At 69.5% G+C, this 14665-nt stretch carries 12 protein-coding genes; 3 read left to right on the top strand and 9 right to left on the bottom strand.

The features are described from left to right. Positions 1-63 precede the first annotated feature (63 nt). Positions 64-1956, top strand: coding sequence for a serine/threonine-protein kinase PknD (locus tag BN4348_RS39890; RefSeq protein ID WP_235852868.1), 1893 nt, complete (start codon positions 64-66; stop codon positions 1954-1956). Between the two features lie 257 nt (positions 1957-2213). Here BN4348_RS39890 and BN4348_RS39885 read toward each other — a convergent pair whose 3' ends face one another. The 4 genes from BN4348_RS39885 to BN4348_RS39870 form a co-directional block, all read right to left on the bottom strand. After that, positions 2214-2594 carry an NINE protein gene (locus BN4348_RS39885; protein WP_084454116.1) on the bottom strand — a complete coding sequence of 127 codons (381 nt, stop codon included), beginning with the start codon at positions 2592-2594 and terminating at the stop codon, positions 2214-2216. Between the two features lie 351 nt (positions 2595-2945). Then, complete coding sequence (locus BN4348_RS39880; RefSeq protein WP_235852704.1) at positions 2946-3836, bottom strand: alpha/beta hydrolase fold domain-containing protein; 891 nt, start codon at positions 3834-3836, stop codon at positions 2946-2948. Continuing rightward, complete coding sequence (locus BN4348_RS39875) at positions 3833-4669, bottom strand: hypothetical protein (RefSeq protein ID WP_211145802.1); 837 nt, start codon at positions 4667-4669, stop codon at positions 3833-3835. The genes BN4348_RS39880 and BN4348_RS39875 overlap by 4 nt, the downstream gene beginning before the upstream one ends. Before the next feature lie 68 nt (positions 4670-4737). Further along, positions 4738-5193 carry a DUF1003 domain-containing protein gene (locus tag BN4348_RS39870; protein ID WP_084454102.1) on the bottom strand — a complete coding sequence of 152 codons (456 nt, stop codon included), beginning with the start codon at positions 5191-5193 and terminating at the stop codon, positions 4738-4740. A gap of 176 nt (positions 5194-5369) precedes the next feature. On the opposite strand from BN4348_RS39870, the gene BN4348_RS39865 reads away from it, so the two are divergent. Continuing rightward, positions 5370-6494 (top strand): FAD-dependent oxidoreductase, encoded by a 1125-nt coding sequence (locus BN4348_RS39865; protein WP_066911981.1) that lies wholly within the window; start codon positions 5370-5372, stop codon positions 6492-6494. Between the two features lie 17 nt (positions 6495-6511). Here BN4348_RS39865 and BN4348_RS39860 read toward each other — a convergent pair whose 3' ends face one another. The 5 genes from BN4348_RS39860 to BN4348_RS39840 all read right to left on the bottom strand — a co-directional run bounded on the left by BN4348_RS39860 (position 6512) and on the right by BN4348_RS39840 (position 13356). Then, the gene (locus BN4348_RS39860; protein ID WP_066911979.1) at positions 6512-7228 is read right to left on the bottom strand and encodes a DUF4190 domain-containing protein; all 717 of its coding nucleotides are present in this window, start codon (positions 7226-7228) and stop codon (positions 6512-6514) included. A 42-nt stretch (positions 7229-7270) separates the two neighbouring features. Beyond that, complete coding sequence (locus BN4348_RS62450; protein ID WP_084454115.1) at positions 7271-9175, bottom strand: serine/threonine-protein kinase; 1905 nt, start codon at positions 9173-9175, stop codon at positions 7271-7273. A 90-nt stretch (positions 9176-9265) separates the two neighbouring features. After that, complete coding sequence (locus BN4348_RS60780; protein ID WP_066911973.1) at positions 9266-11104, bottom strand: serine/threonine-protein kinase; 1839 nt, start codon at positions 11102-11104, stop codon at positions 9266-9268. A 24-nt stretch (positions 11105-11128) separates the two neighbouring features. Beyond that, positions 11129-12619 carry a multicopper oxidase family protein gene (locus tag BN4348_RS39845; RefSeq protein ID WP_066911970.1) on the bottom strand — a complete coding sequence of 497 codons (1491 nt, stop codon included), beginning with the start codon at positions 12617-12619 and terminating at the stop codon, positions 11129-11131. Beyond that, a complete protein-coding gene (locus BN4348_RS39840) occupies positions 12616-13356 on the bottom strand; it encodes a metalloregulator ArsR/SmtB family transcription factor (RefSeq protein ID WP_235852700.1) in 741 nt (246 codons plus the stop codon). Before BN4348_RS39840 ends, BN4348_RS39845 begins: the two co-directional genes overlap by 4 nt. Before the next feature lie 42 nt (positions 13357-13398). Between BN4348_RS39840 and BN4348_RS39835 the strand changes: the two genes are divergently transcribed. Continuing rightward, complete coding sequence (locus BN4348_RS39835) at positions 13399-14655, top strand: APC family permease (RefSeq protein ID WP_066911967.1); 1257 nt, start codon at positions 13399-13401, stop codon at positions 14653-14655. The last annotated feature ends 10 nt before the right edge of the window (positions 14656-14665 follow it).

Genomic DNA, 14665 nt, shown 5'->3' with positions numbered 1-14665 from the left:
CTGTCGGTGGATGAGGTGACCTTCGGGCGTTACCGGCTGCTCTCGCTCATCGGCGAAGGCGGCATGGGCAAGGTATACAAGGCCTATGACACCGTGATCGGTCGCGATGTCGCCATCAAGGTGCTGCCCACCGAGCTGGGCGCAGAACCCGGGTATCGGGAGCGGTTTCGACGGGAGGCCCACGCCGCCGCGCGGTTGGCCGCGCCGCACATCATCCACATCTATGACACCGGCGAGATCGACGGCCAGCTCTACCTCGTGATGCCGATCGTCGAGGGGACCGACCTGCAGGCTCTGTTGGAGCGCGAGGGGCCGATGAGCCCGCAGCGGGCGGTGCGGATCATCGAGCAGCTGGCCGACGGGTTGCACGCGGCGCACGCCGCCGGGCTGGTGCACCGCGACGTCAAGCCCTCCAACGCGCTCGTCACAGCGAACGACTTCGTCTATCTGATCGACTTTGGTCTCGCCCAGGACGCCACGGCCGTCAAGCTCACCCGCACCGGGATGATCGTGGGTAGCTGGCCCTACATGGCGCCGGAACGCTTCAGCACCGGCGCCACCGACGCCAGGGCCGATATCTACGCCTTGGCCTGCGTGCTATACGAGTGCCTGACCGGCGCCCATCCATTCCCGGGCGACAGCCTGCAACAGCAATCCAGCGGGCACTTCTTTGTCGACCCGCCGAGGCCCAGCGAGGCCGACCCCACCATTCCGGCCGGGTTCGACGGCGTGATCGCCCGCGGCATGGCCAAGAACCCCCAGACGCGGTACGCGAGCGCCCATGACCTGGCCACCGCCGCCCAGCACGCGCTCACCACCGCTTCGGCCCAACGCGCACGCCGCACACCCACCCTGCTCGACGCGAGCACACCGGCGCCTGCGCCCGCCCCACCCGTTAACCGGCCCACGGCCCAGCCGCCCCCCGGCCTGTTCGATCCGACCCGGCCGGTACCCAGGACCAGCCCGCCGGACAAACCGCTACCCGCGCCGGCGCGGCAGCGATCTGACCCGCCGCGGCATCCATCGCCATCGCCGCCGGCGCGCCGCCGCCGCCTCAAGTGGCCGGTGATCGTCGGGACCACCATCGTGGTGGCCGTCGCCGCGGTCACCACCGCTTACCTGTTGCGACCGCAAGCGTCGGTCCCGGGCACCTCAGCGGCTCCGCCCGGGCCACAACCGGAGCAAACCGCCCAACCCGCAACGTCTTCGGGACAAACCGTGTTGCCCTTCACCGGCCTCAAAAATCCGAGCGGTGTCGCGGTAGACAGCAGCGGCAACGTCTATGTGGCCGACACGGATAATCGTCAGGTGCTGGAACTGGCGGCAGGTTCCAACGGCCCGACCGCGCTGCCGTTCACCGGCCTGGGCGGGGCCAGCGGCGTGGCGGTGAATGCCGCTCGCACCGTCTATGTCGTCTGCCCCGGCAACAATCCGGTGCTGAAACTCCCGGCGGGCTCCAGCAGCCCGACGGAGCTGGCGGTTACCGGGCTTAACGGCCCCCGTGGGGTGGCGGTGGACGGCGCCGACAACCTCTACATCACCGACGGCTCCAACCGGGTACTGAAACTGGCAGCGGGTTCCGCCGATCCGACCGCGTTGCCCTTCACCGGCCTCAGCAATCCCACGGGGGTTGCGGTGGACGGCACCGGCGCCGTCTACGTCACCGACAGCGGCAACAACCGAGTGCTGAAACTGACGGCCGACGCGGGCGGCCCGACCGTGGTGCCGTTCAACGCCCTCAACGATCCGGGCGGCGTCGCGGCGGACGCTGCGGGCGATCTCTATGTCGTTGACCGGGGCAACAACCGGGTGGTGAAGCTGGCCGCGGGTTCGACCACGCAAACGGCGCTGCCGACCACCGGCCTGAGCAACCTCACCGGGGTCGCGGTCGACACCTCGGACAACGTCTATGTCACCGATGCCGGGCACAACCGGGTGGTCAAGCTGGCGGGATAGCCTCACCCGTTGTGAACGCCTTGTGCCCCAGGGAGTTTGCCAGGACCGCTGCTGCGGCCCGGATCGCCGGATGCACAGCCGGACTCGGGTGGATGCCACTTGTGGTCCGCCGCTTGCCGGCACCCGGGACCTTCGGGTGTCTCGGTCATGACGTGTCCGTGACGCGAATTGGCCTGCCGGCGAGCACCTCTCGTGAGCCCACGATGTCCTTCATGGGCGACGGGTGCGGAATTCAGTTCTTGCGGCCGGCGACGCGGTCAATCGCGCAGCGTGCGCCCCTGTGCGTCGGGAACCTTGCCCATGATGATCATGATCCCGTCGATCAACGGCCAGAAGGCGCCGATGCCGCAGGTGCACACGGTCACCACGATTTGAATGATGGCGAGGTTGGTGTAGCCAAGGTAGAACCGACCCACCGCGAACGTGGAGAGGAAAATCTGCAGCAGCCCGGCGACCACCTTGCTCTTGTCCGACAGCGGGCGACCGTAGGCGTCGACGCCATATGGTGCGTCGCCCGCGTATGGGGCGACGCCGGCGCCCGAGGCGGCGTCGGCGCGCCACTGCTGGCCATCCCAGTACATCTGGCCGGGCCCGCCGCTGGGGTCCGGGTACCACCCCGCGGCTGGTTGTTCGGTCATTTTGTTCCCTCTCTTTTGAAGGTGATCGGTGCTGTTACCGCTCGTTGCGGCGGGTCATGGCAAGGTTGGTGGAGACGCCTTGGAGGATTCTTGGCGGGTGCGTGCCCGGGGGGTTGGACGAGCGCCGGTGAATGTGCCGAATGCCCCTGTGGCTCAGCCGAATACACTTCGACCGCAGGTAGCCGTGATAGCCGGCATGCTTCATTGTCGCCACTTCTCGCTTGGTCATTGATCTTCTTTGACCAGTGTCGACGCCAATCATTGCATCGGCGACCCTGATTTGTCCTGCAATGGAGGGCCAGATTTTCCAGCGACGGCCGCACCGGATGTCCGGTTGAGGAGCCGATCCCCTCAGTTCTCGCGTAGACGTTCGACGATGACGGCCCGCGCGGCGTGACCTTCCGCCGTCGGCGTCAGCGGGTAGACGTGCACCAGGCCGCGCCGTTCGTGATATTCGATGTCGATACCGGCCGCCGCGGCCTTCTCGGCGAGTAGCCGCGCGTCGGGGTTGAGGATGTCGCGGGTGCCGCTGAAGACGGTCAAGGGCCCCAGCCCGCTCAGGTCGCCGTTCAACGGGCTCACCATCGGGTCGGTCGTCGCCAGATCGCCGCGCCAGCGCCCCGCGAATTCCAGCAGGCCCGCGCGGGTCAGCCACGGATCGTCGACGGCGCTGATCAGCGGGTTGGTCAACGACACGTCGAGGACCGGTGAGATCAACACGGTCCGCGGCAATACCACGCGGTGCTCGTCGCGCAGCATCAGCGCGGCCGACAAAGCCATCTGCCCCCCGGCCGAATCCCCGGCCAAACACACGCTGTGATCGGCCACCGCCTTCTCGGCCACCAGCTCGGCGACCATGGGCATGACCTCTGCCGCGGTGGTGAACGGCACCAGCGGGTAGATCGGTACGACCACTTGCAGCCCGGTCTCCGCGGCGATCTGCGCCGCCAATCGCCAATGCTGAGAGGCGATTTCGTTGACCCAGGCACCGCCGTGCAGGTAAAAAACGGTGCCGCGCGGCGTCGCGCCGTTCTTCGATGTCAGGCTGAAAATCGGCCAGTCCGAGCGAACCTCCATGTGCACGTCAAGGTCGGACCGCAACCGCGGTGGCGGCCCGAACGCCTTCGGAAGCGACGCCCGCTGGTCGATGTGCTGGCGGGCGCTCTCCGCGGTTCGGTAGGGCCGCCCGCGGGTGAGGCGGAGGACGGTGGGGAGGGCCCGACTTCGCCAGCTCAGCGTCACCTGATCTGCAACCCCCGCTTGCGCACCCATAGCAAGGCGGCGACGGTCCCCCCGAGATAAACCCCGGCGGCGATGGCCAGGTGCACGAAGCTTTTCGTGTCCCGTCCCAACACCGGCCAGATCAGTTTGGGCACCTGCGTCCACAGCACCCGGTGCTCGACCCCGTTCATCGGGTCGGCGACGTAATACAGCGCATACGGCAGCGACAGGGCCAGCACCCAGCCGCCGGTGCGCAGACGATCGCCGCGCTGGCGCCACCGCCGGATCAGCGGCTCGACGCTCACCGGGTGCAACACCGAGATGAGGTTACCGACCCCCAGCCAGGACACGATGGGCACCGCGACGGTGGGGATGGTCACCACGAGGCGCCCCGGCGACTCCAACAACAGCGTGAGGGCCATCGCCGCCGCCAGGGTCGGCAGGCCGACGATCGCCAGCAGGGCGAGGTTTTTGATCAGCATGATCCGCCAGAACGGCACCCCGTGGGACAGCGCCTGCCGGACACGGTAATGGTCGGCGCCGAGCAGGTTGGTGGTGGTCACATCGGCGAGGACCCAGGAAGAGAAGTAGGTGCCGATCAGGATCACCCAATCCGAGTGGTGGCGGCCGGTCGTCAGCGGCTGAACCAGCAACCACGTCGCGGCGAAGACGACGTTGGCCAGCACTCCCATCAGCCAGGTGCGTGGCGGCGTGAACGCCCAGCGGATCTCGGCGCCGACCGCCGTCCAGAGGGCTTGCTGCAAATCCTTGGCGGCCCGCCGGGCGNCGGCGGCGGGGCGGGGGGCCGACGCCCGCACGGCGGCGCGCAGCGCGGCGTCCAGCCGTGGCCGCATTGTCGCCTGAAGTTCCGCCATCCGCTCCCCCGCCAGACTCGTTAACGCCCGCCCCGCAACGCTTTTGGCTATCCTCGCCGGCCCGGTTCCCCGATGATGCGTTTGTGCAGCTCCTCGGTGAGGAGGTGAATCTGGCGGGTCAGCTCGAGGTCGGTCTTGAGCTCCACTTCCTGGGTCTGGAAGTCATGGTCGGCCCGGGCCTGCTGAAAAGCGGCCTGACGGTTCTGGCCGATCATCACGAAGGTGGACAGGAAGATCGCCTCGAGCGACACCGCGAGCGTCAGGGTGGGCCACGGGTTCCGTTCCAGAAACACCATCCACGCGCCGAACAGGGCCGCGTGCAGCCACACGAAGTTCATCGACCCGGCAAACGCGGTGATCCGGTCGGCCAAGCGCAGCTGGAAGCTCTCGCTTCGCCTCCTGGCCTCGCCGAGTACCGCCGGGTGGTGGACCTGCCCGCTCCGCAGCAGCCGCCGCGGAATGAGTTGCGGGGCGTGGCGATGGGCGTCAGCCGGTGTCGTCATGTGGGCCGTTCCTTTCGGTGCCAGTGCGGTGCGCCGGTCCTTGTCAGCTGACACGTTTTCGACGGTCGGAGGTGCCGCTGGCTAATGCTACTGATGCGGCGTCGGGGTGGGCCATGCCCAATGCCCCGCCGGTAGAACGTGTTACAGTTTGCCGACCGTGGCGGAGGGCCTGTGACATGAACCGCAAGCGCGTCGTCATCGCGGGACTGGGCGACGTCGGCGTCCTGACCGCGATCCGGCTGGCCCGGCACGCCGACGTCGTGGGGATTTCCAGCAAACCCGCGCTGGTGAGCGGTCAAGAACTCGGCATCCGGCTGTCCCGCCCCGCGGACTGGGCCCGCGACTACTGGATTCCGTTCGACAGGTTCCGCCGCCTGGACGGGGTGCGGACCGAGCACGCCTCGTTGACGGGCCTGGATCTGGCGGCCCGCACCGTCGTGGGCCGCCGCGCGGACGGCACACCCCTCGCCGAGGAGTACGACGCGCTGGTCATCTCGACCGGGGTCAGCAACGGATTCTGGCGCCGGCCGACGCTGCAGTCCGCCGCCGAGGTCGGCGCTGAGCTGCGCGCCGCCCACGACCGGCTGTCCGCCGCGGATTCGGTGCTGGTCATCGGTGGGGGCGCGGCCGCGGTCAGCAGCGCTGTCAACCTGGCGACGACCTGGCCGGGCAAGCGGATCGACCTGTACTTCCCCGGCGAGCGCGCCTTGGGCGAGTATCACCCGGCCACCTGGCGGCGTGTCCGCAATCGACTGACCGACCTCGGCGTGGGCCTGCACGCCGGGCATCGTGCCCGGGTTCCCGATGGCTTCTCGGGCGACGCGATCACCGGCGAAGCGGTCGATTGGAGCACCGGGCAACCCCCGAGCTCGGCCGACGCCGTGCTCTGGGCCATCGGTCGGGCGCGACCCAACACCGATTGGCTGCCGCCCGAACTGCTCGACGAACGCGGTTTCGTGCGCGTGACCCCGGAGCTGCGGGTGCCCGGCCACCAAGGCGTCTTCTCCGTCGGCGACGTCGCGGCCACCGACCCGCTGCGCAGCTCCGCCCGCAATCGCGGGGATGCGCTGGTAGCCCGCAACATTCGCGCCGAGTTCGCGGGTCGGGACCTGCGCCGTTTCCGAACGCCGGGACGCCGCTGGGGTTCGTTGCTGGGCATCCAGCCCAACGGGCTCGAGGTCTTCTTTCCCACCGGTCATGCGTTCCGCTTCCCGTCGTGGTCGGTCGAGCGGGTGGTGATGCCGTGGATCGTCCGATGGGGCATGTATCGGGGAGTGCGCGAAAACCAGCCACTGCGCTAGTGGCCGCCGCCGAGGGCTCAGCTCTTGATCGACCCGGTTCGCTTGTTCGCGAACGTCGCGACGCACACCATCGCCCGGTCGCCGTGCTGCCACGAATCCTGCGTGGGCTTCATGACCGCCAGCTCGACGGCCGGATCCAGCAGCGCCGTGGCCGAGTACGACGCCAGCGACTCCTTGCATTGCTTGCCGTAGGCGCCGAATCCGGAGTCTCCGGGGAACGGTCCGTCGGGAATCGTCACGACGCCGGCCACCTCCGCCACGTGGGGCCGGTCGCAGCTGACGGTGTTCACCGAGGAGATCCGGTTTCCGGTCGGCAACTCGGCGAAGCAGTCCCCGACCTTGATGTCTTGAGCGCTCACCGTGCGAGTCGGCCAGAGGGCCACGAAAGCGATCGCGATGGCGATCACCATCGCCCACACGGCGGACAGCACGAGTCCGCCGATGGCCATCCCCCGGCCGCGCTGCCCACCGGGTTTCGTTTTTCCCAGCGCGATGACGCCGAAGATGACGCTCAGCAGGACTCCACCCACCATCCCGCACACCAGCGACGCGACGGCGAACCCGCTGGTCGTCTGGCGGTACGGCGGCGGGTACGGGTACGGCGGGTACGGCTGTGGATATCCACTCGGCGGGTACGGCGCGGGGTGCGCAACGACGGGATACACCCCCGGATACGGCGGCGGATGTCCACCCGGGTACGGGGGCGGCGCGCCGGGGCCCAGCGGATGCGACATGCCTCACTGTAAGGCCCGACGTGACTTCCCGCTCGGTGAGCCCTAATCGCCGGTGCGCGTGAGTGTTTCGTCGTAATCCAGGCTCCATTGGCAGTTGGGTCCGCCGGACTCGTCCAGGTGATTGTGCCCCGCGAGCATCGTGATGGGGTCCTGCGGCGGTTGCGGCAGCGGATACTGCCCGGTGGCTTTCGCGTAGACCAGGCCACCGCAACCGGGGTCGTTGTCGTCATGCTCGACGTGCAAGCTCCAGGTCCCGCCGGCAAAGACCAGCGGTGTGTCGATCGTCTTGGAGTGGAGATAACTCATGCACCGGTCGCCGCCCCGCAGGCAGTCGGTGACGACCGCCTGATCCCCCTGCTGCGGCGGGATGGCCTTCTTGAATTTCCGCGCGACGTGGTAGCGGCCGTGTAGCGCTTCGGCCGGCGAGCCGACCCGCGGCGGTAGCGCGCCCGGGTCGGGCAGCCTGTTGATGTCGACGTCCCCGGTGCGGGTGAACGTCACCGCCCGCTTTTCGTTGCAGGCGTTTTCGGAGGCCCCGCGGTATTCGCCGGTGAGGGTGCCGTCGGGCTGCGGTTGCAGCGTCAAGACTTGCCAGACTTCGGCCGGGGCATCCCGGCATTTGTCCGAGCCGAGGCTGACGGCCACCCAGCGCCCGTCCACCTCGTCGAACACCGTGCTCGAGGCGAGCCTCAGCTCCCCACTGAGGCGCGACGCGGTCGCCCGGCAACCGGTCGACCCGCACGCCGAGCGCACCGCGTAGGTGTCCGTCGTCGGCTTGGCAGCCGCCGCCGGGACATCGTCGAGGGTGCCGCCCTGCCCGAAATACGCCTGGTAGATACCGGTGAACGGGCCCGTGTTCGGCGGCGGGCTCTTCGTTGGCACGCTGGTAGGCGACGCGGTGCGACCGGGATCGTGGTGCTGCAGGAGCTTCACACCGGCGAAGACGCCACCCGCCACGACGAGTAGCCCGATTCCGGCCAGCGCGCCGACCAGCACGCGGGGCCGCCGCGCGGACCGCTGGCCGACGGGGGGCCGCACGGCGGGGATGGTGGCGTCGATCGCGGGCTGGGTGTCGGGGAACGGAACGGCACCCGGCCCGGACGGGCCGGCGCCCAGAGCGCGGGCCAGCTGGTCGGCGAATTCTCGGCAGCTGGCGAACCGTTCGGCCGGCCCCTTGGCCATCGCGGTGGCGAACACCGGATCCAGCGCGGCGAGCTCCGGACGATGGGCGGCGATTGAGGGGGCCGCGGCGCCGATGTGCTGGCTGATCACCACGGCGGGATTCGAATCGGCGTAGGGCGCCGCGCCGGTCAGCAGGTGAAAGACCGTGCACGCCAACGCATATTGGTCGGCGCGCCCGTCGATCGGCTCGCCCTTCAGCTGCTCGGGCGCCGCGTAGGCCGCCGTGCCGACCGTCATGTTGGTCGCCGTCAGCCCGGTGGCGTCGTCGACACGCCGCGCGACGCCGAAATCGGCCAGAAAGACCCGCCGCCCCTGCCCGTCGGGTTCGGTCAGCAAGATGTTGGCCGGCTTGACGTCGCGATGCAGCAGCCCACGTTGGTGCGCGTAGTCCAGCGCCGAGCCGACCGCGGTCGCGATGGCCACCACCAATTCGGGCGGCATCCCGCCGGGGTGGTTCTCGCGCAGCAGCCGGCCCGCGTCGGTGCCGGCCACGTAATCCATTGAGATCCAGAGCCTGCCGTCTTCCTCGCCGCGGTCGTGGATCGCCACGATGTGCGGATGCGACAGGCCAGCCGCCAGGTCGGCCTCACGCAGGAACCGGGCCCGAAACTCCGGATCACCGGTCGAGTCCGCCGCGAGGACCTTGAGCGCGTCCTCGCGCGGCAGCCGCGGGTGCGCGGCCACAAACACCTCGCCCATGCCGCCCGAGCCCAGCATCCGCAGGATCGTGTACCCGGCAAACACCTGGCCGGCTTCGAGCGACATGGGCAGATCGTAAATGCTGAAGCCGCAGCGGCACGTGCGATTCGCGCACACACGGCCGCTCACCGGGCAGGCTTATCCGCTCCGGCCGCGCTAATCGCCGGTGCGCGTGAATGTTTCGTCGAAGTCCGCGTCGAGTGGGCACGGTGCGCTCTGTTCCTGGTGACCGCGCCCGGTGAGCTTCGCGATGGGGTCCATCGGCGGCTGCGGCAGCGGATATTCACCACGGGATTTCAGGTGCGTCGTGTCCCCCGACCGCGGACACGTGCTGGTGGCGTCGACGTTCCAGGTCCACCTGCCGCCACCGAATACCAGCGGCAGGTCGTTGGATGGTTCGTGAAAGTAGCTCATGCATCGGTCGCCCGTGCGCAGGCAATGGGTGGTGACGGCGGTATCGAACTGCTGCAGGGGGTCCCCGCTCGTCAGGGTCCACGTCACGTGGTAGTGGCCGCGCAGCGCCTGGGCCGGCGATACCACCCGCGGCGGGTTGCCGGCCGGGTCGGGGATGCCCTTGACGTCGACATCCCCGGTGCGGGTGAAGGTTACGGTCCGCTTGGTCGCGCAGGCATTGGCGGCGGTCGCGGTGTAGTCACCGGAGAGACTCCCGCGGGGGCCGGGCCGCAGCGTGAACACCTGCCAGAACTCCGCGGGGGCATCGCGGCACGTGTCCGACCCGAGCGACACCGCCACCCAGCTCTCCCCGATCTGGTCGAACACCAGCGTCGGGACCGCCACGGACGCGCCGCCCAGGCGTTGCGCCGTCATCACACAACCTTGCGCGCGGCACACCGAACGGATCGCGTAGGTGCTCGTGAGCGCCGGGGGCGCAGCCGAATCCGCAATGTCGTCGAGGGAGATGGTCGGCCCGAAGTCGGTCCGGTAGGTGCCCGTGAAGGGGTCCGACGCCGCGGCCGGGTGGCGCTGCCCCGTGAGCTTCATGCCCGCAACGACGCCACCCGCGACGAGTAACACGATGCCCGCCACGATGCCGATCACCGCGGCCGGGCGCCGTCCCGCTCTCCCCTTCGCCGGCGACGCGGGCGGCAACGCGAGCGCGGTCCGGTCAACCGCCGGTTCGGAGTGCGAACCGGCCGCCCCGAGGTGCGCACGCAATGCCTCGGCGAACTCCCCGCAGCTGCCGAACCGCCCGGACGGGTCCTTGGCCATCGCGGTGGCAAACACCGGGTCCAGCCCCGCCAGTTCCGGCCGGTGAGCACCGATGGACGGCGGCGGGGCGCTGAGCTGCCGGCCGATCAGCACCGCGAGGTTGGGACCCCCGTACGGCGGGACGCCGGCCAGCAGGTGAAACGCGGTGCACGCCAAGGCATATTGATCCGCGCGGCCGTCGACCGGCCCGGCCATCAGCTGCTCCGGCGCCGCGTAGGCCGCCGTGCCGACGGCCATCTTGGTCGACGTCAGCCCCGCCACATCATCGATGTGCCGCGCGATGCCGAAGTCCGCCAAGTAAATCCGCCGCCCCTGCCCGCCGGAATCGGTGACCAGAATGTTGGCGGGCTTGACGTCGCGGTGCAGCAGGCCCCGACGATGCGCGTAGTCCAGCGCCGCGGCGACCGCGGCGATGATCGTCATCGCCTCGTCGACCGGCATGCCGCCCGGGAACCGCTCGCGCAGCAGCCGGGCCACGTCGGTGCCGGCCACGTATTCCATCGAGATCCAGAACTGGCCCTCGTATTCGCCGCGGTCGTGGATACCCACGATGTGGGAATGCGACAGGCCGGCGGCCAGCTCCGCCTCACGTTCGAAACGCTCCCGGTACTGCGGATCGGCGGTCACCTCGGGCGGCAACACCTTCAGCGCGTCCTCGCGCGGCAACCGCGGGTGCGCGGCCAGATAGACCCGGCCCATGCCGCCCGAACCCAGCACCCGCAGGATGGTGTATCCGGCAAACGCCCGCCCGGCGTCAAGCGACATAGGCAAATCGTAGAGTCTCGCCGGTCAGCTGCAGTTGAGCAGCAGCATGAGCCCGTAGTCCATGTGGATCTGCTGATGGCAGTGCAACAGGGACAGGCCGGGTTGATCGGCGACGAAATCGATCTCCATGCTCTGGTAGCCGCCCAGCATCGCGACGTCCTTGCGCACGCCGCCGGTCGGTGTCCCCGCGACGCGGGTGATCTCAAAGGTGTGCCGGTGCAGGTGCATCGGGTGCAGATCGTCGGTGGCGTTGCGGAAGCGCAGCCGATAGCGCTTGTCGCGTTGCACGCCGAGCACCGGCCCGTTGGCGTCCATCGAAAAGGGTGTCCCGTTGATCGTCCAGAGGTTGAAGCCGCCCTCGGCGGCGTTACGCTTCTCGATCAGCATTCCGATGGTGCGGTCGGGCGCCGGAGGCGGCGCGGGGTTGGGCGGCGCAAACAGCCGGTAATCCCATGTGAACGGCGGCGGCGGCGCCCACTGCGGATCTCCGCCGCGGCCCGCGTATTCCACCACCACGCCCATGCCGTGGCCGCGGTCGTCGTCGGACAGGTCGCCCAGCACCCACACTCCCGGGTTGTTCATTGTGACCACCGCCGAAATGCGTTCGGCCGCACCGAGCCACAGCACCGGCACGGGCGCCGGATTCGGCACCGGGTTCCCGTCCAGCGCAACCACATTGAAGGTATGCCCGGGCAACGCCAGGCTACGCGTCTCGGTGGCGCTGCCGTTGAGGACGTGCAGCAACACCCGCTGCCCGGTCTGGACGCGGATGGGATCGCCGTGGCCGAGCATGCGACCGTTGATCGCGAACGCCCCGTAGCTGACCTCATAGCCGCGCGGATCGCCGCGGTCGAGCGAGGCCTTCATCGCCGACTCGCCCTTGTCCCTGAGATCGGGGTCCTGCTCGCCGGCGAAGAACTCGCTGGCCATGTCGCCGAGCCGGCTGAAGGTGGGGTCGAATTCCTTGAGCGTCAAGAAGATCTCTTGGTCGTAGGAGCCGGCGTTCTGCCGGGGTTCGATGTAGACCGGGCCGACCAGGCCGCTGTATTGGCCGCGGGACAGGTCGGAGCGCGGGACGACGTGAGTGTGATAGAACCGGAAGCCGGCCGGGCCGGGGACGAAGGAGATGCGCCGCATGCCGTGCGCGGGGATGTAGGGCGTTCCCTCCTCGGCGGCGCCGTCGACGTCGACGCCCACATGCTGGCCGTGCCAGTGCAGCTGCTCGGGCGAATCGGTGTCGTTGAAGATGTCCACCCACGTCCGCCGGCCTTCCTCGAACCGCAGCAACGGACCCGGGAATTGGCCGTTGTAGGTCAAGGTCGACGCGATGCGATCCGGTGCCAACTCCACCGTTGACGTACCGATCCGCAGGGTGTAATCCGGCTTGCCGTTGGGTGGGGCGGGAGGTGCGCTCCGCGAACACGCGGCCGTTGCCAGGCCCGCGCCGCCGCTCGCGGCGATCAGCGCCAGGCCACCGCCTCTCAGGAATCGACGTCGATCGACCGCCATGCTCACCGCTCCCGGGCCAAAACGGGCAGCAGGAACTCGATACGGCTATCCAGTTCGCTTGCCACGCGCCGGAATTCGGCGTAGGTCTCCCGCTTCCCCGCGGCGGCCGACGGGTCGGGCAGGCTCCAATGCATCGCCGTGGCCACGCCATGCTCGTGGGCGTACTCGCGGACCTTGTCGCACAACGTGATCACGTAATCGAAACGCCGCCGGGCGACCGCCGCCAGGGGCCGCGGCCGACTGTCACGAAGGTCGATGCCGTACATGTCGCGCATGACCCGTACCGCGTTGGGGTGCAACTCGGGCTTGGGATGGCTGCCCGCGCTGGCGGCACGGATGCGGGTCCCGCCCTTCTTGCGGAGCAGCGCCTCGGCCATCGGTGAGCGCGCGCTGTTGCCGGAGCACAAAAACAGCACCGATCCGGCCGGCTGCGTGGTGGGGGCCGCCGCGAGCGACGGATGAAGCGCGGCCGCCGCGTCGGCGAACGCCCCCGCACAGCTGGTCAGGTTCAGCCGGTAATAGGTGTCGCGGCCGTCGAAGTTGCTGCGCCGCGCGTCGATCAGGCCGGCCGAGCGCAACAGCCGCAGGTGATACGAGACGAGGTTTTGCGGTTCGTCGACGGCGGCGGCCAGTTCCCGCACCCGGTGGTCGCCGGCCGCGAGTTCGGTCAGCAGCGCCCAGCGCACCGGATGCGAGGCCATCCGCATCAGCTGGGGAACCACCGCCCGATCGGTCGCCGCCACCCTTCGCACAATACATCAAACAGATTTGATAGGTTACCGGCCGTGAACGCGACGAACCCCGAGCTTCGACGAAGCCTGGGTGTGTTCGACGCGGTCGTGATCGGGTTGGGCTCGATGATCGGCGCCGGGATTTTCGCCGCACTCGGCCCCGCCGCGCGTGCCGCCGGCTCGGGGCTGCTGGTGGGGCTGGCGCTGGCGGCGGTGGTGGCCTATTGCAACGCCACCTCGTCGGCTCGGCTGGCCGCCCTGTACCCGGCCTCCGGCGGCACTTATGTGTATGGCCGCCAGCGGCTCGGGGAGTTCTGGGGATATCTGGCGGGGTGGGGCTTTGTCGTCGGCAAGACCGCCTCCTGCGCGGCGATGGCATTGACCGTCGGCTCCTACGCGTGGCCCGCGCAGGCGCACGCGGTGGCCGTCGCCGCGGTGGTCGCGCTGACGGCGGTGAACTACGCCGGGATGCAGAAGTCGGCCTGGCTGACCCGCGTCATCGTCGCGGTGGTGCTGGCCGTGCTGGCCGCGGTGGTCGTGGCCGCGTTCACCTCTCGCAGCGTCGGCGCCGATCACCTGCGCCTGACCGGTGTCACTGCGGGCGGGGTGATCCAGGCCGCGGGGCTGTTGTTCTTCGCGTTCGCGGGCTATGCGCGGATCGCCACGCTGGGCGAGGAGGTCCGCGACCCCGCGCGCACCATCCCGCGGGCGATCCCCCTCGCGCTCGGCATCGCCCTGGCTGTCTACGCGTTGGTGGCCGTTGCCGCACTCAGCGCGCTGGGACCGCGGCGGCTGGCCGATTCCCCGGCACCGCTGTCGGATGCGGTGCGGGTGGCGGGAATCGGCTGGCTGGTGCCCGTGGTCGGGGTGGGTGCGACGGTGGCGGCGGTGGGTTCGTTGCTCGCGCTGATCCTCGGGGTCTCCCGCACCACCCTGGCCATGGCGCGCGACCACCACCTCCCCCATGTGCTGACCGCCGTGCACCCGAGGTTCCGGGTGCCCCACCGGGCCGAGCTGGTGATCGGGGCCATCGTGTCGGTGTCGGCCGCCATCGTCGACCTGCGGGGCGCGATCGGCTTTTCCTCCTTTGCCGTGCTGATCTACTACGCCGTCGCCAACGCCTCCGCGTTCACCCTGCGGCCCGACGAGGGCCGCCCGCGCCGCGCGATCCCGGTGATCGGGCTAATCGGGTGCGTGGTCCTGGCATTCGCGATGCCGCCGTCTTCGGTGCTGGCGGGCGCGATCGTGCTGGGCATCGGCGTCGCGGCCTATGCGCTTCGGCGCGCGGCACGACCCACCGATCGAGCCTGAGCCGACGCCG

Origin of the sequence: Mycobacterium interjectum, assembly GCF_900078675.2 — a bacterium.
GTDB classification, from domain to species: domain Bacteria; phylum Actinomycetota; class Actinomycetes; order Mycobacteriales; family Mycobacteriaceae; genus Mycobacterium; species Mycobacterium interjectum.
Note: the sequence above shows the minus strand (reverse complement) of the source record. Positions and strands in the feature narration are given on the sequence as shown.